Raw genomic sequence first — 20,515 nt, 5'->3', positions numbered from 1 at the left:
TAAGATGAAAAAAATAACTTTAATAATAAGCATATTCACCTTAATGCTAGCTACTTCCTGTGAGGTAGGAGACTTTGGTGACAGCTTTCAAGATAATCCCAATTTGCTCACACCAGATCAAGCAAATCCAAATTTCCTATTGAATAACGTTCAAAAAGAAACGGCAGATTTAATTCAAGATTTAAATCGTACCACAGATGAGGTAATGCGTTATACCTATTTAAATGAGAGTTACACGGATGTAGCGGGTCCAGTAGTTTTGAATGGGGAGTATACAAGATATTTTGCCTTTGTAGAGGATGCAAGCATCATAAATGATTTGGCGGTTGACAACGATGATTTATTGTTCCATAGGGGAATGGCTGCAGTGTTGACTTCCTATGCTACGGTGATGATGGTAGATTACTTAGGTGATATTCCTTTTTCTGAAGCAAATAGGGCGGATGAGGAAGTAGTTAATCCAAAAGCCGATGATGATGAGATAATTTACAATAGTTTATTAGAACAATTAGATAGTGCTATTGAGGATTTGGGTAACGCTACAATAGCACCTGTTAATGATTTGTTTTATGATGGGGATGCCGATAAATGGATTAGGGCAGCAAAATCCTTACAACTTAAGATGTTGGTAAATATTGGGGACACAGCTAAAATCAATGCCTTACTCCAAGAAGATAATTTGATTGCTCCTGAAGATGATTTCCAATTTCAATATGGAACAAATGCGGCGGATCCAAATAGTCGTCATCCGGATTTTAATGTGGGCTATGAACCCGGCGGTTTTGGTCAATTTTTGGGGAACGACTTTCTAAATTTGCTTTTAAATGACAAAAGCATTCCGGATCCAAGGTTGCGGTATTATGTATACCGTCAGAACAATGCAGATCCATCTGATGCATTACTGGGTTGTGTGGGGTCAGCTAATTTTGATTTTTGTTACCTAGGAGGTTCGTATTATGGTAGGGATCATGGAGACACTAGGGCTAGAGCTACCGATGCTATATTTAGGGCAACCTATGGCTTATATCCAGTAGGAGGCACTTTTGACGAAGATAACCCTAGTGCACCGGATTTTGCCATCGATACCCAAAACCAATTGGGCGCGGGAATTTTACCCATACTGTTATCCTCTTTTGTAGATTTTTTAAGGGCAGAAGCAGCTTTAACGTTGAATACTTCGGATGATGCAGCTACCTTACTAGAGTCGGGCATTAGAAAATCAATGGATAAAGTTTTGAATTTTGCCAGTGGTGTGGCAACCGGGTCTGACTTTGCGGCCACCTCGGATGAAGTGGATACCTATGTAACGGAAGTAATGGACGCATTTGCAGTTGCCGATGATGATGAGAAACTAAATATTGTTTTAAAAGAATATTATTTAGCCTCTTATGGAAATTCTACAGAATCATACAACGGATATAGACGTACAGGTTTACCTTCTGTCTTTAATTCTCCAATTTTTGATAGTAATACACCATTCCCAAGGTCATTTTCAGTACCGGAAGACGCAATAAATAATAATAATCAGTTAAGCCAACATCCCATAACAACTCAGGTTTTTTGGGATGCTAACCCTGCTGGCTTTATCAAATAACAAAACGCTATACGTGATGAAAAAAATATATGTATTAATGTTATTGGTATTTGGAATATCCTGTAACGATACCAGCGATGTACTGGGTGAGAATTTTACAAGAGGCGGTTTAGTGGTATGGGAAGAAGTACCCGAAACCTTCAGACTAAATTTTTTAGATATTGAGACCGTGGAGTTTTCCCATGGAGTAGAAGACCCAAATGATAATATCATTTCCTATGACTTGGATTTGACTTATGGAGATATTACAGTGGATCAATTTATTACGATTACTACATTTCCAAATACATTGACCATTACGGGTCTGGATATTTTAGCAGCTTTAAATCTAACCCCAGAAGAGGTAGATGTTTCTGTCCCTTTGGAATTTGTCGCTACGGTAAATACCACAAATGGTGTTTTTAGTGCCGCCGCCACAGACTTTGATAGTAGCACCAATACCAATAATGGAGGTGAAGGTGGTCCGGAATTATTTGACAACCCTGGATTTAATCAAGCAGTAAACTTTTCTTTGAATTTCTTTCTTCCACCACCAAAAAAGTTAAGAGGTACTTCTTTTGAAGAACCTTTTGGAAATGATGAACGGTACACAAAGCCAGGTGGAGAAACCGAATCCGAAGAGCTAACAAATAACCCAGGAGAGCGAGCGGTAATGTATACCGCAGTGGGTACTGGAGTTGATGATGAAATAGGGTTTAAAACAGAGGTCTTTTTTGTAGATGGAGACCTTGGTTTCACTAGTGAAAGAATCGGGGTAAGTACCGATGCCGAAGCTGTAGGAGGTCAATTTGTAGATGGTGTGCAAGGATATCAGATAGAAGATATAGATGGTTTGCTGAGACTCACTTTTGACCGAGTGCCTGTGGACAACGTAGCGAACCCAAGTTCTGGTGTTCAAATCCAATATTTTGCCGAAGAGGATGATCATGAAAGTGGTGACAACCTTACCATTACTGCCTTCATTGAAAGAGCAGGTGGGGAAACAGAAACCCTGGAATTACTCAATATTAGTGGAACCGATATAGACAATGGATTAGAGGGCCGTTGGATTTTGGTAGATTCTGGTTTTCTAACGGATATTGTGGCGTACACTTTAATAATGGAGACGAATATTGACAGTGGAAATGAGGATATCTATTTTGATCAGATGCTGGTCTATACCGTAACTGAAGATTCGGAATAATCTAACCTCTATTAAAAAGATAAAAATGAAAAAACAATATAAATTAATAAAGAGAGTAGCTGTTGCCTTTTCAATGCTATTCATTGCTTTGAGTATGGAATCTTGTGAAGAGGAAGACTTTAGAGTTATACCAGAAGCGGAAAAAGAGCAGACTATAATAAGTATTGAGCCAGCCCTTGCAGATATAGGTACTACGGTAACTATAACTGGAACCAATTTTAATGGTGTTCCGGTGAATAATAGAGTAACTTTTGGAGGTGTTCTTGCGCAAGTCGTAACCGCCACCGAGACTGAATTGACAGTGGTAGTTCCAGAGGGAGCTACAACAGGTCCTATTTCCATAGCAAAAGCCAAATTTGTGGTAGAAGGTCCTGTTTTTACCGTGTTTCCAGCGCCAGTTATTACAGAATTAAGTGCTACGGGAGCAGCAGTAGGAGAAACAGTAATTATTACGGGGCAAAATTTTGGCGCTACTGTTGCTGAGAATACTGTTGAATTTGATGGTATTATGGCGGAAGTTACGGCAGCTTCAGAAACAGAACTTGCGGTTATTGTGCCTGATGGGGCAACTACAGGGCCGCTTACAGTTGAGGTGCTTGAACAAACTGGGACTATCGAGATTTTTACAATAGCACCTGTTATCACTTCGTTTGAGCCATTAAAAGGCGCTGCAGATCAAGAAATAACGATAACTGGAACGAACTTTAACAATCTTGCAGAGAATAATAATGTTACTTTCAATGGTGTACTTGCAACAGTGGTTTCTGCTTCTGCAACAAGTTTAACAGTAGTAGTTCCGCCAGAGGCAAACTCAGGTAAAATAGCAGTTGAAGTAGAACAATTGCTAGCCGTTAGCGAAACAGACTTTATCACTATTCCATCAATAATATCTTTTTCACCAGAAACCGGTGCTGTAGATGAAGAAGTGACCATAAGCGGAGCTAATTTCAGTCCCGTTCCTGAAGAGAACATTGTAAATTTCAATGGGACCTTGGCGGTAGTTACGGCAAGTACTGAAACCTCTATTATAACTTCGATACCTGATGGTGCAGAAACAGGACCTGTAACCGTTGAAGTAAATGGTGAAGTAGCAACCAGTACCACAGATTTTATGGTGGATAATAGCATCGTTACAATAACCATAGCCATTAATGACATTAATGATGATGTAGAAGAAGCAGCAGATGGCAGAATGACCTTGGATAGTGGAGATTTGGAACTTGGCGAGTTTGATACGTTTGGCACTCCAGATGTGGGATTGCAAAAAATCGGACTTCGATTTAACGGTGTAAACATTCCATCTGGAGTTACCATTGAAGCCGCAAGTATTCGTTTTGTTGCAGATCAAACGGCAGGTGCAGACCCTACGGAAATGACCATTTTTGGAGAAAATATAGGGGACGCGCCAGCGTATGTAGAGGTTGACAATGATTTGTCTAACAGGACTTTGACAACTGCAAATGCTATTTGGACGATTCCAGAGTGGATAGGATCTGATACTCCAGCAGAGGATACAACTACAGTTGACATTTCTACTATTATTAGTGAAATTATCACAAGAGGTGATTGGGTAGATGGAAATAGTATGAACTTCATTTTTGAAGCCACGGGAGTATCTGCAGGTGCGGTTACAAATGATGTTGGTCGTGAAGCAGAAAGCTATGATGTGGACAACCCAGAAGAAGGTGCACAACTTATAGTTACCTATAGAATTAACTAGAAAACTTTAAAGGGCCTGACCATTGAATCTTTGGTGGTTAGGTCTTAAATGAAAGAAGTTTTGATTCATCAGCTGTAAAGCGAATATCAAAAACTGAAATTTTAATTTTTAGTGAACATATCATGAAACATAAAATAAAACTAATATATAGTGCAATCGCATTTTTAACGCTGACATTAATTGGTTGCGATGAAAGCGATGAAGGAACTACAGACGAAGTCTCCACGGAGCAAAAAAGAGTATACTTTAACGTCGAAAGTGCAGTGGTAAATCGGTCTAGTGCCGAACCATTTATAGTGGAATTAAGGTATGAAGGACCAAAAACAGATAAAAATATAGAGATACCATATACCGTTGCCTTTCCAAATGAAAACAATGCAATGGAAGGAGAGGATTTTCTATTGCCAAAATCTGGCGTTTTTACTATTGAAAAAGGTAAAGCTATTACAAGAGTGGTTTTACTACAGCAGGTTATCAATAATGAAAATGCTGATCAGAATAGATCCATGAGTTTTGAATTGCAGGCAACCGAGGGTATTGAAATTGGGAATTCTTCAAACTCAGGCAATTCGATTACGGTTACTTTTGGCCTCACTGTAGTAATTGACCCAACTGATCCAGAGGATTTTATCGGAGATAAAAAGTTTACGTTTGGAGTGGAGACATCAACATTTAAAATCCCATATTTTTCAAATAGAGAAGATGTTAGGGACACTGATAATAATGATATTACAACTGCGGTTATTGCAGTGCATGGTTCAGGCAGAAATGCGAATGGACAATTTGAGTCCATATCTGGAGCTGCCCAAATGGAAAACATTAATTTGGATACCCTGCTTCTTATAGCACCCCAGTTTGTCGGAGATGAGGAGATTGGCCAATTTTCCCTTGATGAAGAGCACTTATTTTGGGGAGGAACAGAATGGCGTACTGGTGAGGATTCTGAAGAGCAGGATACTTCGTCTTTCACGGTTATGGATTCGTTAATGGTAACCTTATCAAAATACCCAAACCTTAAGAAAATTGTACTTACGGGTCACTCAGCTGGCGGCCAATTTACCGCGAGATATGCTGCCAGTTCACCTATTGCAGATGATTTAGATGCTTTGGACATAGATGTAAGCTTTGTGGTGAACAATCCGGGTACCTACACGTATATGGATGACAAACGTAAGGTTTTAGGAACTGATAACACCTTTGCCATACCAGCTGGCTTTGTTATTGAAGACTGTCCCGACTATAACGAATATAGATTTGGTTTGGAGAATTTACCTCCCTATTTAGATGAGGTTGGTGCCGATGGTATTCGTGATAGATTACCTCAAAGAAAAGTGACCTACTTAATAGGGCAGAATGATAATGACACCAGTGAAGAAGCTACCTCGATAAATACAAGATGCGATGCCCTTCTTCAAGGACTGGACAGATTTGAGAGGGCTACAAACTACTTTGATCATCTGTTGGATTTTTATGGGCCTGCAATCATGGACAATCAGAAAATCCATGTTGTTCCAGGGGTTGGTCATAGTAGTAGTGGTATGTACCAATCAGAAATTGGTCGTGAGAATATCTTTAGAAACTGATAAAAGGATATAGCGTTATCTCATTAAAAAAGGATTTTATAAGCAGTAATATTTGAGTTAGTTGATTAGTTAGTTAGTAAAAGGTGCAGAGGTACCCCTGCACCTTTTCTTTTTAGTTTAAACTGATGGCAAATTCAAAAACCACCATTCAATTATATAATTGAATGGTAATAACACTTGTTAATATGATGATTAAAAGCTTACCATACATACTGTTCCTTGCAGCCGGTGTTTTTTTTGCAAGATTTGGCATTAGTGACAGCAATTTTCAGGACATGGAAAATCATTCAGGATTTGTTGATTTCCACCCTTCAAATGATTTTGTCCATGTTGGTGACAAGACCTTTTCTGTAGTCAACGGGGGAAATACATTTAAAACCCCCTATTTCTCAAATGTAAACTCTGTTGATAATGAAAATAGATCAATTACACGTGCAGTAATTGCACTGCATGGAGCCAGCAGAAATGCGGGTGAGTACTATCAAAACATGTTAACAGCTGCAGAAATGGAATCCACTCAAATAGATACACTTCTAGTGGTGTCTCCCCAGTTTTTAATAGAATCGGAAGTTGAAAAATATCAGTTAGATTCCAAGCACTTGTATTGGAGTAGCGGAGGTTGGAAAATTGGGTTTTTATCAAAAAATGAAAAGCAAAACCCTAGATCTGGTCGTATTTCATCTTTTGCTATTATGGACTCATTAATGGTGCGCTTGGTCCAGAACAATCCTAATTTAAAGACTATAGTATTTTCTGGACATTCAGCAGGGGGACAATTTGTAAATAGGTATGCTGCAGCATCTCCAGTTCCTTCAGAATTAGAAAAGTTGGGGATTATAATGCGATTTATTGTTAACAACCCCAGTTCTTATTTATATATGGATCATAATAGAAAAGATTTAGGCACCAACAATTTTGAAGCCCCTCAATCAAAATGTACGCGATTCAATGAATATAAATATGGTTTGGACAATTTACCTGAATACTTAGCTGCCGTTGGAGTCGAAAGAATAAGGACACAATTTCCTAAACGCGAGATAGTTTACCTACTTGGTGAGGAAGATAATGACCTAAACAGCTCATCACTGGACACTTCTTGTGAGGGTTCCTTGCAAGGAAAACACCGTTTAGAAAGAGGCATCATTTATTTCGAGTATTTGCAATCCTATTATGGTGATGATATTAAAAAAACGCAAACTATTGGTATGGTCCCAGACGTTGGGCATAGCCATAAAGGTATGTTTAAATCAGAATTAGGACGTTTTTATACCTATAGAAAGTAGTGATACTTATGAAAAGAAACGCGATTGTATGTAGTATCATTTTATGCATTGCTATGGGGTGTACCGGTAGTAAAACGACCTTTTTAAAAGGCCAAGAAGTGGACACTAAGACACTTCATAGTTTGGATGGCCCTTATATATATTCGGAGAGTGATAGCCTTACCATTATTTCAGTGGAACAAAGAAAGAGCGCCTCTTTTTTTGTTAAGACTACCAAGCTAAAAAGGTTAAAAGGTTTAGAATTCAATAGTAAGACCAACAACTTGGATAAAGACCAGTTCACTTTCACTTTAATGAAAGAACATAAGATTCCTAGAGCTATTTATGCACCTCAGGACAAAATATTTGTCACTTCAGACATAGAAGGGAATTTTAATACGTTTTACAGCCTTTTGGTAGGGAACATGGTCATGGATAGCAATTATAATTGGACCTTTGGGAATGGTCACTTGGTCATTTGTGGCGATATGTTTGATAGAGGAACCGAAGTGCTGCCTTGTCTTTGGTTGTTATATAAGTTGGAGCAGCAAGCTAAGAATAAAGGCGGGCAGGTACATTTTATTCTTGGCAATCACGATGTCATGAACCTAAGCCTTCAGATTAAATATGTAAAGGAAAAATATATAGGCCTAGCCAGAATAGTTTCTGGAATACTCGACAACGATCAAGAGGCTTACGCATGTTTGATGACTGATACCAATGTGCTGGTTCAATGGATAAGAACCAAGAACGCTGTTGAAAAAATTGGTGATAATCTATTCTTGCATGGCGGGATAAGTGAAGAGCTGTTAAGCATGGGCCTGTCGATTAATGAAATCAATGAGATTATCAGAAAAAACATTCGTAAAAACTTAAGAAAGTATCCAGTGGAAGATAAACAAACACAGTTGGTCTTTGGCAGTAAGGGGCCGCTGTGGTATAGAGGGCTGGTAAAAGGAAGTTCATATGACAATATGCCATTAGATTACATAGATCGAATGTTGGCATATTACAAGGTAAATCATGTTATTATTGGCCATACTATTGTTGACAAGGAGATTACAAGTGATTTTGATGGTAAGGTTATTCGAGTGGATATTAAACACCCAAAGGAAAAATTTACTGGAAAGTCCCAGGCGTTGCTTATTGAAAATGGAGCCTATTTTAAAGTCAATGATAGCGGTAAAAAAATAGAAATGGATTTTTAATGACTTTTCTCTTAAAACTAAAGGAGCACATTCTTTATATGAAAAATGGACTCATATTGGGAGAGCATAATATAAAAATGTCACTCACACTGCTTCTTGCCGAGACAGGTTTTAAATAACCTAAATGACATCAAATACCATAACTTTTTAAATAAACTGTAACAGTCGTGTTTTGAGATGTGTCTAAATCATAAAGCAAGAATTATGATTTATAAAAAATGTATTTACGTAGCGTGTGTCATTTGCTTTAGTATGACCACTACTATGAACTCTCAAACACAAAAAGTTATGCAGACCCAAGAAATTTCAAAAGATGAACAAGATGTTCTAAAAGCAATCGAATCCATGACTCAATCCTTTAATAGCAACGATATTGAGGGTGTTATGTCCAGTTATCAATCTGACGCATTGGTTATTTTTGAGCCAAAGACCATGGTAACCGATTTTAAAACACTAAAGGAAATGTTCTTGGGAGCTTTTTCAATCAATCCGAAATTTGAATACCCAAACGGTCATGAGGTTTTTGTGAATGGCGATACTGCCACACATATTGCACCATGGATTATGACAGGTACAGCACCTGATGGAACCAAGATTAAGCAAAGTGGACTGTCCGTGGCGATGCTCAAAAAACAAGAAAATGGTAAATGGCTTCTTACCTTTGATAATCCGCATGCTAGTTTTTTGATGGATAAATAACAATGGTATATGGAATCTCATAAAAATATTTCTGATGAGGATTTGATTGAAATGGCTTTGACCGGGCATAAAAAATCATTGGAAGTCCTTATTGAAAGAAATCAAAACTGGATTTTTAACGTGGCATTGACCTTTGTTGGTGATAGTGCTGAAGCTGCAGATCTAACCCAAGAAGTGCTTATCAAAGTAATTACAAAGTTGGACACTTTTAAAAACAAGAGTAGTTTCAGAACTTGGATGTATAGGATTATCAAAAACCATTTTCTGAATATGAAAAGAGGAAAACACGAAGTGAGTCCTCCTACTTTTGAGCAATTTGGCCAAGGATTAGATAAATTGCCCGATGAATCCCTTTCCAACTATGCTTATGAAGTTGAAGAAAAACTGTTGGTACAAGAGGCAAAAATCAGTTGCATGAAAGGCATGTTGTTATGTCTGGACAGGGAACAGCGGTTGATTTACATTATTGGGGAGCTATTTGAGTTTCCAGATTCTGTGGGAAGCGAGATTATGGAAATATCCAAACAGAATTTTAGAACAAAGCTTCATAGAGCAAAAAAACAGCTATATAATTTCATGGACCACAAATGTGGGTTAATCAATACATCCAATCCATGTAGATGTCACCGCAAAACAGCAGGATTTGTTAAAATGGGTTATGTTGATCCAGTTACCCTTAATTTTCAAAGAGATGTTATCAGCGAAATTAATGCAGTTATTGATAAAAAAGTAGAGATATATTCCGATGAGGTTTTACCGGATTATCAAAAACTCTATCAAGAACATCCATTTTTAAAAAGCCCTGATAAATTAGCTTCTATCCGAGAATTGCTTGCAACGGAAAGCGTAAAGCAGACTTTTAATTTGTAGTCGGATAACCTATTTTATAAGATAATGCCTCCTTTCCAAACCAAAAAGAAAGGAGGTTTGTTCTTTGATGCCGCTGTTATTCTAACGCTCAATCAGTATCTTTAAGGGCAATCATTTTGTAAGAGTATGGATAAGCCTTTTAAAAGAAATATTTCTGCTACTGGAGATATATCATTTTCTACTTTGACGGTTACCGAACCTAGTGATTATGCAGCTGGTATTCCTGGGATAAAGGCTGCTTTGGAGCATGTAAGTAAAGAATCGGGTTTGTTTCGGTCAATAAAAACGCTTTCCCAGATGAACCAAAAGGAAGGCTTTGATTGTCCAGGTTGTGCGTGGCCAGATCCAGAAAAGCCTTCGAAATTAGGGGAGTATTGCGAGAATGGTGCTAAGGCTATTGCAGAGGAAACCACCTTTGAACGGGTCGACAGAGAGTTTTTTAAAAAGCATTCGGTTGAAGAAATTTCTACTTGGACCGACTATCAAATAGGAAAAAGCGGTCGTATTACGGAACCCTTTATATTAAGGCCGGGCTCGGTTCATTACGAGCCTATTGATTGGGAGGATGCATTTAAGGTTATCGCTAAAAACCTACATATGCTACACTCTCCAGATGAGGCGATTTTTTATACCTCAGGGCGATCCAGCAATGAGGCTGCATTTCTGTATGGGCTTTTTATTCGTGCTTTTGGCACCAATAATATGCCTGATTGTTCCAACATGTGCCATGAGTCCAGTGGAGTAGCCCTTACGGAAACATTGGGCATTGGAAAAGGGTCCGTGGTGTTGGATGATTTTCCAGAAGCGGAAGTGGTAGTGATAATAGGGCAAAATCCAGGCACAAATCACCCAAGAATGCTCTCCGCTTTGCAAAAGTGCAAAGAAAATGGAGGAAAGATTATCACGATTAACCCACTTTCAGAAAGCGGATTGAATCGATTTAAAAACCCCCAAGAAGTCAGTGGTATTTTAGGAAAAGGAACCACATTGACCGATATCTTTCTGCAGGTCAAAATCAATCAAGATGTTTCCCTGTTAAAGCTTATTATGAAGCGTTTGGCTGGACGTCATAAAAATGGGGAAAAGGTATTTGATGGTGAATTTATTTCAGAGAAAACACATGGATTTCATGAACTTTTAAAGGATTTGGAAGGTTATGACGAGAATCAATTACTTCAATTATGTGGTGTTGATTCCAATCAAATTGAGGCAACAGTTGAGCTTCTGGCCAAAAAATCAAAAATCATCATTTGTTGGGCCATGGGCCTAACACAGCATAAAAATGGTGTCGAAAACATTAAAGAATGTGTGAATTTATTGTTGCTAAAGGGCAGCATAGGTAAAAAAGGCGCAGGAACATGTCCGGTGCGTGGGCATAGCAATGTGCAGGGAGATAGAAGTGTAGGCATTATGCATCATGTTTCAGAACCCTTGAACAAATCATTGCACAACGTATTTGGATTTGAGCCTCCAAACAAAGAGGGACTAGATACCGTAAATGCCATACAGGCTATGTATGAAGGCGAAGCTAAAGTATTTGTGGCATTAGGAGGAAACTTTGTTTCCGCTGCTTCAGATACAGCATATACGGCCCAAGCACTTGAGAATTGTGATTTAACCGTTTCGGTGAGTACAAAATTGAACAGGACGCACTTAACAGCCGGGAAGACAGCTCTAATTTTACCCACTTTGGGACGTACAGAGCAAGATAAAGAACGCTTTGTTACGGTTGAAAATAGCATGGGAAAAGTGCACCAGAGCAAAGGAAGACTACAACCTGCCAGCGAGTACCTAAAAAGTGAGCCAGAGATAGTTGGAAGCATTGCCGATTCATATTTTGGTGGAAATTCCACCATTGATTGGAAAACGTTGGGGAGTGACTATGATTTAATCAGAGAAAAGATTTCCGAAGTTTTATCGGGGTATAAAGATTATTCCCAAAGGTCGAAAGGGTCGGGGTTTTATTTGAACAACAATGCCAGGGAAGGAGATTTTTCTAAACTTCCCGGAGGGAAAGCCCAATTTTCTATTTGTGGACTTCCCAGTCACAACCTAGAGGAAGATGATTTTGTACTTATGACTGTTCGTAGCCATGATCAATTCAACACAACCATTTATGGAATGAATGATAGATATCGAGGTATTTATGGAGAGCGAAGGGTGGTTTTTATGAATCCAGATGATATGACCAACAGACAATTTGCTCCACAACAGGTGGTGGATTTGGTAAGCAATTATGACGGAAAGGAACGAAGGGCAAAAAAATTCAAGCTAATACCATACAATATTCCATCTGGTAATCTTTGCGCCTATTTCCCCGAGACCAATGTGTTGGTTCCAATTAATTTGTACGCGGACAAGAGTAATACACCGGTTAGTAAGTCGGTAATTGTAAAAATTGATGCCAAGCCTTATGGCTAGGCCTACTTGCTAAGGTTGATGGTGTAATTTTCATTCCGCAAACAGGGTAGACGATTTAAGCATATTGTGTTGGTATGACCCACCCATACACACAAAACCAAATTGGATTTTATATATTTAAGACATGGAATCCTACGCTACCGCATTATTATATGCTACTCCATTCTTCATCCTTCTAGTGCTTTTTGAAGTGTTTTACGGGCATTTTGTTAAAAAACAGATGCATAATGTTATGGATACTGTTAGCAGTTTAAGCTCTGGACTTACCAATGTTGTAAAAGATTCCCTCGGTCTTGGGGTCATTATCGTTACCTACCCTTTTCTGTTGGAGTATTTGGCTTTAACTGAAATAAAAACAACGTGGTTGGTTTGGCTTTTGGCTTTTGTGATATTGGATTTCGCAGGCTATTGGAACCATCGTCTTAGTCACCATATCAATTTTTTTTGGAACCAACATGTTATTCACCATAGCAGCGAAGAGTTTAATTTGGCTTGTGCATTGCGTCAGTCCATTTCTAATTTATTGGGATACTTCCCCATTCTGCTTATTCCTGCTGCTTTATTAGGAGTGCCGCATAAAGTAATTGCCATTTTGGGACCAATACACCTTTTTGCCCAGTTTTGGTATCATACCAGGCACATTGGAAAAATGGGTTGGTTGGAATATGTTATCGTTACTCCCTCACAACATCGGGTACATCATGCTATCAACCCTGAATACATTGATAAGAATTTGGGACAGATATTTTGTGTTTGGGATAGAATGTTTGGCACCTTTCAAGAAGAACTGGAAGAAGTACCGCCGCAGTATGGTGTTTTAAAACCAGCGAATACATGGAACCCAATTCTGATTAATTTTCAACACATATGGCGACTAATACAAGATGCTTGGCGTACTAATAACTATTGGGATAAGCTGAGAATTTGGTTTATGCCGACAGGGTGGAGACCAGAGGATATCAAGGAAAAATATCCGGTAAGCATCATCGAAGATGTCTACAATTTTAAAAAGTATAAACCACAAACTTCCAAAGCATTAAAAGGATATGTTATTTTTCAGTTATTGGCAACTACTACCTTAATGCTTTTTATGTTCTATAATTATGCTGAGATAGGTTTTAACGGCTTACTTCTCTTTGGGGCATATATTTTTATTGGTATTTACGGCTATACCAGTTTGATGGACAAAAAAAAATATGCAGTTTGGATAGAGATTTTTCGAAGCATTGCAGGATTGGTGTTGATTTACGTAACCAATGACTGGTTTGGGTTAAATGCTTATATGGAAATGGGAAGCTATTTGGTAGGAGTCTATTTTCTAATCACCATATTTGGAGGTGTATATTTTGCCTATGGTGAAAAGAATGAAAAAACTTCAAATCCAGCATCCTAAGTTTTTTTCACCTCCTTGTCTACCAAATCAATGTAGCTTTGCATAGCTTCTTCAATGCTAATATTCTGAGCCTGGATTAACGCATTTGCTTTAAAAGCATTGATCAAAGGGGTTTTGCTTCCAGGGTTGTTGTAATTTTTATTGGCTATTTTAAAATAGGCATACAATTTAAGTAGAAGATCTGCAGGTAGAGGTTCTGTGTAGCTATTTAAAAATGCTACTGCCTCATCAAACCTATCATATAATTCCTCATTAATCATCTTGCTTTCTAAAAGATGCAATACATGTTTTGGCTCCTACAACCTTTTGGTTCAGTTTAACCGCTATATCACAATCCAACGGTAAAAATAAATCAACTCTAGAGCCAAATTTGATAAATCCGGCATCTTGTCCCTGAGCCACTTGTTCACCTTCCTCAGCGTAGTTTACAATTCGCCTGGCTAAGGCTCCAGCTATTTGGCGATACCCAATTTCCCCAAACTTGGGAGTGTGTAACACTACGGTGGTTCGTTCATTTTCAGTACTTGATTTCGGATGCCAAGCCACTAAATACTTTCCTGGATGGTATTTTGAATAGGTAACTGTTCCGCTTACTGCGTATCGTGTTACGTGCACATTTAAAGGAGACATAAAAATAGAAACCTGTTTGCGCTTATCTTTAAAATACTCAGACTCTTCTACTTCTTCTATCACCACAACCTTACCATCTACAGGAGCCAAGACTTCATCAAAATTAGGTGTAACCAGTCTCTTTGGATTTCGGAAAAATTGCAATATCAAGATTAATAGAATTAATGCTAAGACTTGAATTGAAATCCGAAGCCATGCTAAATCCACGTAAAAATGTGCGGCAAGGACAATAGCCACTACAATGAAAAAGGTGGTAATAATAATCTTTTGGCCCTCTTTATGAAACATAAGAAAATAAATTAAGTACTAAATATGCAAATGGAGCTGCAAAAACCAAACTATCCAATCTATCCCAAACACCGCCATGCCCGGGCAAAATTGCACCGCTGTCCTTTACATCGGCTACCCGTTTAAATTTTGATTCCAGCAAATCACCAAGACTACCTGCAATTACAATTACAGTGGCAAGAATCATCCATTGCATGAGCGATAAACTAGTTTCGTACTTTGATAAAACAAATGCCGCTACCAATGCAAAAATAAGACCTCCAAAAGAACCTTCAACTGTTTTTTTAGGAGAAACTGCTGGAAAAAGTTTGGTACGCCCAATTGACCGCCCTACCAAATAAGCAAATGTATCATTGACCCATATTAAAATAAAAATGCCCATGATAAGAAATTTGGCAAAATTATTCTGTTTGTAAGGAATCATGGTCAAGAACATACAGCCACCTCCAATATAAAATACAGCAATAATGAATTTTTGAAGATCATTAAAGTGCTTTGCTTTTTTGGAAAAGAGAAACACCAAAAGTGCGAGGTCTACGGTAATGGTAAGCAACATTAAAACCGTAATCAATCTTATGTCGTTGGTGAGATAAATAAAAACCCACCACAGGCCCAGATAGGCAATGTAAATATAATAGGTTTTTAGACGGACTATTCTTTTAAACTCATATAGGCAGGCAAGCCCAAATGCCATAAAGAGAAAATCAAAGGCATCTGAACTCAAAAACACGGAACCCAACAGGAGTACAACATAGATTACCCCTGTAATAGAGCGCCTTAGAATTTCTTTCATGAGGTTAGTAGTCTTCTAGCAGTAAAAGATATACATTTTTTGAAGCACTTCCGTAGGATAAGAAATCATTTTTGTTTTCTGGAGTGGGTTGAAAGTGCTTTAAGGTGGTAATATTATTGGGGATATTTTTTCTGTACTTTTCTTTTATCACCTTAAGTGCTTCGCTAATTGAGTCTACCAATTGGCTTGTGGTTGCAAATACAATTAAATTAGAAGGAAGTTCGTCCAGTTTTTTTTCTTTGATTTGGTTAGAACAGACCAAAATTGAACCATTATGAGCTATTAAGTGCTCGCAGGTGGTAAAGAAAATGTCACTTTCCTTGCGATTTCCGGTGAAATCAATTTTTTCTGATGAAAATCGACTCTGCAATCGTTGATCAAGGGTATAGAATAGATGGCTTTGCCAATCATTTTCAGAAATTATGCTGTGTAGGGCATCGGATACTTCGGAATCATCTTCACAATAAATGAACTTGCCTCCATTTTTTTTGAAGTAAATGGTGAATTTCTCATCCACAGGTATTTTTAAATCAGGCATATGATCGCCACGGGTTTCCACAGTTTCCTTGGAAACCTTTTTGCCACCACCAAAAAGCTTGTCAAAAATTCCCATTTATGGTATCAAGAACAATTAGTCAATCTAAAATAATATGAATTAAAAACCAATTTATTCTGCCGGCTCAGTCTCAGCTTCCAATTCTTCTTTTTCGAACGGTCTTTTTCCAAAAATCTTTTGTAAATCATCTTTAAAGATAACCTCTTTTTCTAAAAGCCTATCCGCAAGCTCTGTAAGTTTATCCTTATTATCGGCTAAAAGTTGTATAGCACGCTGATATTGTTCTTCTATGATTTTTGATATTTCTTCATCTATTTTTTGAGCTGTTTCCTCACTATATGGCTTGGTAAAACCATATTCGTTATTGCCCGATGAATCATAATATGTGATATTTCCGAGTTCTTCATTAAGTCCGTAAATGGTCACCATGGCCCTTGCCTGCTTGGTCACTTTTTCCAAATCGCTTAAAGCACCTGTAGAAATTTTATCAAATATCACCCGTTCTGCAGCTCTACCGCCCATAGTGGCGCACATCTCATCCAACATTTGTTCTGGACGTACAATTAGGCGTTCTTCTGGTAAATACCAAGCAGCACCCAAAGATTGCCCCCTTGGTACAATGGTAACCTTTACCAAAGGTGCGGCATGCTCTAGCATCCAGCTAACCGTTGCGTGGCCGGCTTCATGATATGCTATGGTTTTTTTCTCCTCTACGGTTATAATTTTGTTTTTCTTTTCAAGACCACCTACAATTCTATCAACAGCATCCAAGAAATCTTGTTTGTTTACTGCTTTCTTTTCTTTACGGGCAGCTATTAAGGCAGCTTCGTTACAAACATTGGCAATATCCGCTCCTGAGAAACCAGGAGTTTGCTTGGCGAGAAAATCTAAATCGAGTGTTTCTGCAGTTTTAATAGGACGGAGGTGAACCTCAAAGATTTCTTTTCGTTCTCTTATGTCTGGAAGGTCAACATAAATTTGACGGTCAAAACGACCTGCCCGCATCAATGCCTTGTCCAATACATCTGCACGGTTGGTGGCAGCTAATACAATAACATTAGTATTTGTGCCAAAACCGTCCATTTCTGTAAGTAGTTGATTCAAGGTGTTTTCACGTTCATCATTGGAACCTGTGAAATTATTTTTCCCTCTTGCTCGACCTATCGCATCGATTTCATCTATAAAGATTATTGCAGGAGATTTGTCTTTTGCTTGCTTAAAAAGGTCACGTACCCTTGAAGCCCCAACACCTACAAACATCTCCACAAAATCTGAACCCGACAATGAAAAGAAAGGAACTTTGGCTTCACCGGCAACTGCTTTGGCCAAAAGGGTTTTACCTGTTCCTGGAGGGCCTACTAGAAGCGCTCCTTTAGGGATTTTACCACCTAGGGAGGTATATTTATCTGGGTTCTTAAGGAACTCAACTATTTCTTGAACTTCTTCTTTGGCGCCTTCGAGCCCTGCAACATCTTTAAAAGATGTTCTGGTATCCGTTTTTTCATCAAAGAGTTTTGCTTTTGACTTTCCAATATTGAAAATCTGTCCTCCAGCTCCGCCTCCGCCTCCGCCTGACATTCTTCGCATCAGGTATATCCATATACCAATAATCAATGCAAATGGGAGTAAGGAGAGCAATAGTTCACCTAAAACATTGGATTCTGTATCAAAATCAACAATGGTATCTAGGTTGTTTTCCTTTTTAATGCTCTTTATTTCATCTTCAAAATTTTGAAGATCCCCATAATCCAATATATATTGCGGAATTTTTCCTGCCGAAAAATTAAAAGGCTTTTCCGATACATTTTTATGCACGTCTTTTTGAAGCGCTTCTTCGGTCAAGAAAACCTTAGCTTGTCTCGCATTTGTGATAATAAGAATTTCTGAAATGTCCCCGTTTCGCAAATATTCTTGTAGCTCAGAGGTAGTGGTCTTTTCAGTGCTGGAAAAACTATTTCCTCCAAAGAATTGAAAACCGATAATAAGTGCGATTACCACACCGTAAATCCACCAGGAACTAAAACGAGGTTTCTTAGGGGTACTAGAATTGTTGTCTTTTGCCATTTTTTTAAGAATTGTAGCTGCTCTCCACCATGGTGACCTTGGCATCTCCCCAAAGTCCTTCTATGTCGTAGAATTCCCTAATGTGTTTTTGAAATACATGCACTACCACGTTAACATAATCCATCAAAATCCATTCTGCATTTTCAGAACCTTCAACGTGCCATGGTTTATCTTGTATGGCTTTACTGACTGTTTTTTGGATTGATGAAACAATTGCATTTACATGCGTATTGGAAGTACCATTGCAGATGATAAAGTAGTCGCAAACCGTATTTTCAATTTCCCTAAGATCGAGCAGATTTATATCTACTCCTTTTACGTCTTCTATTCCATGTAAAATTAAGGCAATCAGTTCATCTGCGCTAGCTTTTGTTTTCTGCATTCAAAAATTTTAATTTCTACAAAGTTATATTTTTTTTGTTTTCTTAGCCCTAGATTTTAACATATCATTGGACGCACCACATTGAGAGAACAATCACCAATAATCAAACTTGATGCCACGGACTCAACAAATCTGTATTTAAAGAATTTGCTGCGCTCCAAAACGCTTGCGGACTATACTGTTGTGGTTACAGCGAAGCAGCTTAAAGGGCGGGGGCAAATGGGTGCTGAATGGGTGACCGAGAATGGTAAAAACCTGACTTTTAGTGTTTTAAAGAATTTTGAGTCACTTCAGGTCGTTCAGCAATTCAACCTTAACACATGTATCTCCTTGGCGGTTTATGCAGTTCTTAAGGAACTATCCATACCGGATTTAAGAGTAAAATGGCCCAACGACATAATGTCAGGTTCAACTAAAATTTGTGGAATTTTAATTGAAAACGTTTTAAAGGGGAAAATAATTCAGCATTCAATCATTGGTATTGGTCTTAATGTAAACCAGATTTCCTTTAAAAACCTTGAAAAAGTGAGTTCCTTGAAATTATTGACTGCCCAATACTTTGATCTTGACGAACTATTGACTAGATTATTGGAAAAACTGAGGCATTACTTCATAGGAATTGAAGGGAAATCAGTTCCTCAAATGTTACCAGCATACGAAAAAGTATTGTTCAGAAAAGATAAACCTTCTACTTTCAAAAATGTTGATGACGAAGTTTTTATGGGCTTCATCCGAGGAGTCTCTTCTGATGGCAAGTTGGTTTTGGAACTTGAGGATAACGTATTTAAGGAATATGGGCTTAAGGAGGTAAAGTTGTTATATTAACTTATTTTATCCATATTGGTGGATAGAGTTTCCATAAAATTAGTGATGGGTGTTTTGATCATCATGGCCATCATGGCATTAAACTCTCCTTCAAAACTAAGCGCCACCTCACTTTCATTATCTCCTAAAGATGCTATATTTCCTGTTAGGGTAAAAGGCAACTTATCACTTGCCGCACCTAGCACCACCTTCTCATGCGGAAACTGTTCTTTTAACCTTAAAATAATTTCGGGCATTCCCTTTAGCGCAAATTTGAAGGTTTTTTCGTCCAAAACTTCAAATTTGTCAATGTTGTCAGGCATCAAGGTTTCAAAATTTTTAATGTCAGTTAAAAACTCAAATACTTCTTTACTGCTTTTGGCAACTTTCTTTTTAGGGACTTCTATATGCATCTTACTATATTTATTTCCATTGTTGTGGATTTGATTTCCACTGCAACAGGGTTTGTAATTGGGATTCTTTTATATAATTGGTTTCAGAGGCTTGCTCAACTAAATGGTCATAATCTGATAATGTATTAAGCGCAACGTTGTCCTCTTCAAAATTGGTAGTCGCCACGGAAAAACCATAGGTGAAGATGGCTACCATCCCCATAACGTTTGCTTGTTGCGACCGTAAAGCTTTAACAGCATTTAAGCTACTTTTTCCAGTGCTTATTAGGTCTTCTATTACAACTACATTTTGGCCTGATTCCAGATAACCTTCGATTTGATTTTGCCTTCCATGCGATTTGGGCTCAGGTCTCACATATATAAATGGAAGCCCAAGTACTTCGGCCACCATAATACCTATACCTATTGCACCAGTCGCCACACCCGCAATGACATCTGGTTTTCCATAAAGCTTTTCTACTTGCTTGGCCATTTCTTCTTTCACAAAATTTCGAATTTCTGGATAAGAAAGCATGATACGGTTATCACAGTAGATAGGAGATTTCCAACCAGAAGCCCATGTAAATGGATTTTCTGGTTCCAACTTAATTGCATTAATTTGTAACAGAAGTTCGGCTGTTTTTTTAGCAGTGTCCTTGTCTAAAACCATTGC

19 protein-coding genes are annotated in these 20,515 nt (G+C 38.2%); 11 read left to right on the top strand and 8 right to left on the bottom strand.

Annotation, left to right across the window (positions count from 1 at the left end):
- Nucleotides 1–4: 4 nt before the first annotated feature.
- From FVB32_RS00385 to FVB32_RS00340, 10 genes are all read left to right on the top strand, one after another.
- Nucleotides 5–1,594, top strand: coding sequence for a SusD/RagB family nutrient-binding outer membrane lipoprotein (locus FVB32_RS00385; protein WP_147740611.1), 1,590 nt, complete (start codon nt 5–7; stop codon nt 1,592–1,594).
- A 16-nt stretch (nt 1,595–1,610) separates the two neighbouring features.
- The gene (locus FVB32_RS00380; protein WP_147740610.1) at nt 1,611–2,777 is read left to right on the top strand and encodes a hypothetical protein; all 1,167 of its coding nucleotides are present in this window, start codon (nt 1,611–1,613) and stop codon (nt 2,775–2,777) included.
- Nucleotides 2,778–2,802: 25 nt separating this feature from the next.
- A complete protein-coding gene (locus tag FVB32_RS00375; protein WP_147740609.1) occupies nt 2,803–4,497 on the top strand; it encodes an IPT/TIG domain-containing protein in 1,695 nt (564 codons plus the stop codon).
- A gap of 122 nt (nt 4,498–4,619) precedes the next feature.
- Nucleotides 4,620–6,080, top strand: coding sequence for a hypothetical protein (locus FVB32_RS00370; protein WP_147740608.1), 1,461 nt, complete (start codon nt 4,620–4,622; stop codon nt 6,078–6,080).
- Between the two features lie 185 nt (nt 6,081–6,265).
- Nucleotides 6,266–7,363: a hypothetical protein gene (locus tag FVB32_RS00365; RefSeq protein WP_187269467.1), complete on the top strand. Its 1,098-nt coding sequence runs from the start codon at nt 6,266–6,268 to the stop codon at nt 7,361–7,363.
- An 8-nt stretch (nt 7,364–7,371) separates the two neighbouring features.
- Nucleotides 7,372–8,550 (top strand): metallophosphoesterase, encoded by a 1,179-nt coding sequence (locus FVB32_RS00360; protein WP_147740606.1) that lies wholly within the window; start codon nt 7,372–7,374, stop codon nt 8,548–8,550.
- Nucleotides 8,551–8,838: 288 nt separating this feature from the next.
- The gene (locus tag FVB32_RS00355) at nt 8,839–9,249 is read left to right on the top strand and encodes a YybH family protein (RefSeq protein ID WP_187269466.1); all 411 of its coding nucleotides are present in this window, start codon (nt 8,839–8,841) and stop codon (nt 9,247–9,249) included.
- A gap of 9 nt (nt 9,250–9,258) precedes the next feature.
- On the top strand, nt 9,259–10,119 hold the full coding sequence (locus FVB32_RS00350) for an RNA polymerase sigma factor (RefSeq protein WP_147740604.1): 861 nt from the start codon (nt 9,259–9,261) through the stop codon (nt 10,117–10,119).
- Between the two features lie 126 nt (nt 10,120–10,245).
- Nucleotides 10,246–12,540 carry an FdhF/YdeP family oxidoreductase gene (locus FVB32_RS00345; protein WP_147740603.1) on the top strand — a complete coding sequence of 765 codons (2,295 nt, stop codon included), beginning with the start codon at nt 10,246–10,248 and terminating at the stop codon, nt 12,538–12,540.
- A gap of 124 nt (nt 12,541–12,664) precedes the next feature.
- Nucleotides 12,665–13,933, top strand: coding sequence for a sterol desaturase family protein (locus FVB32_RS00340; protein WP_147740602.1), 1,269 nt, complete (start codon nt 12,665–12,667; stop codon nt 13,931–13,933).
- Here FVB32_RS00340 and FVB32_RS00335 read toward each other — a convergent pair.
- From FVB32_RS00335 to rsfS, 6 genes are read right to left on the bottom strand one after another with little or no spacing between them, the layout of a single operon-like run.
- A complete protein-coding gene (locus FVB32_RS00335) occupies nt 13,930–14,193 on the bottom strand; it encodes an acyl-CoA-binding protein (RefSeq protein WP_147740601.1) in 264 nt (87 codons plus the stop codon). The two genes, FVB32_RS00340 and FVB32_RS00335, sit on opposite strands and share 4 nt — an antisense overlap.
- Complete coding sequence (locus tag FVB32_RS00330) at nt 14,186–14,851, bottom strand: phosphatidylserine decarboxylase family protein (protein ID WP_147740600.1); 666 nt, start codon at nt 14,849–14,851, stop codon at nt 14,186–14,188. The genes FVB32_RS00335 and FVB32_RS00330 overlap by 8 nt, the downstream gene beginning before the upstream one ends.
- Entirely contained in the window at nt 14,841–15,644 is an 804-nt protein-coding gene (locus FVB32_RS00325; RefSeq protein ID WP_147740599.1) for a phosphatidate cytidylyltransferase, read from the bottom strand. The genes FVB32_RS00330 and FVB32_RS00325 overlap by 11 nt, the downstream gene beginning before the upstream one ends.
- A 4-nt stretch (nt 15,645–15,648) precedes the next feature.
- On the bottom strand, nt 15,649–16,257 hold the full coding sequence (locus FVB32_RS00320) for an LUD domain-containing protein (protein ID WP_147740598.1): 609 nt from the start codon (nt 16,255–16,257) through the stop codon (nt 15,649–15,651).
- Between the two features lie 54 nt (nt 16,258–16,311).
- Nucleotides 16,312–18,264 carry an ATP-dependent zinc metalloprotease FtsH gene (gene ftsH, locus FVB32_RS00315; RefSeq protein ID WP_147740597.1) on the bottom strand — a complete coding sequence of 651 codons (1,953 nt, stop codon included), beginning with the start codon at nt 18,262–18,264 and terminating at the stop codon, nt 16,312–16,314.
- Between the two features lie 4 nt (nt 18,265–18,268).
- Nucleotides 18,269–18,646: a ribosome silencing factor gene (rsfS, locus tag FVB32_RS00310; RefSeq protein ID WP_147740596.1), complete on the bottom strand. Its 378-nt coding sequence runs from the start codon at nt 18,644–18,646 to the stop codon at nt 18,269–18,271.
- A gap of 81 nt (nt 18,647–18,727) precedes the next feature.
- On the opposite strand from rsfS, the gene FVB32_RS00305 reads away from it, so the two are divergent.
- Nucleotides 18,728–19,471 (top strand): biotin--[acetyl-CoA-carboxylase] ligase, encoded by a 744-nt coding sequence (locus FVB32_RS00305; RefSeq protein WP_246139804.1) that lies wholly within the window; start codon nt 18,728–18,730, stop codon nt 19,469–19,471.
- On the opposite strand, the gene FVB32_RS00300 is transcribed toward FVB32_RS00305, so the two are convergent.
- The gene (locus FVB32_RS00300; RefSeq protein ID WP_147740595.1) at nt 19,468–19,863 is read right to left on the bottom strand and encodes an SRPBCC family protein; all 396 of its coding nucleotides are present in this window, start codon (nt 19,861–19,863) and stop codon (nt 19,468–19,470) included. The genes FVB32_RS00305 and FVB32_RS00300 overlap by 4 nt on opposite strands.
- Nucleotides 19,864–19,873: 10 nt before the next feature.
- The gene (pyrE, locus tag FVB32_RS00295; protein WP_147740594.1) at nt 19,874–20,512 is read right to left on the bottom strand and encodes an orotate phosphoribosyltransferase; all 639 of its coding nucleotides are present in this window, start codon (nt 20,510–20,512) and stop codon (nt 19,874–19,876) included.
- Nucleotides 20,513–20,515: the final 3 nt, after the last annotated feature.

The sequence above is a fragment of the Flagellimonas hymeniacidonis genome, assembly GCF_008040165.1.
Taxonomy (GTDB): domain Bacteria; phylum Bacteroidota; class Bacteroidia; order Flavobacteriales; family Flavobacteriaceae; genus Flagellimonas; species Flagellimonas hymeniacidonis.
This window is presented reverse-complemented; position numbering and strand designations above follow the sequence as displayed.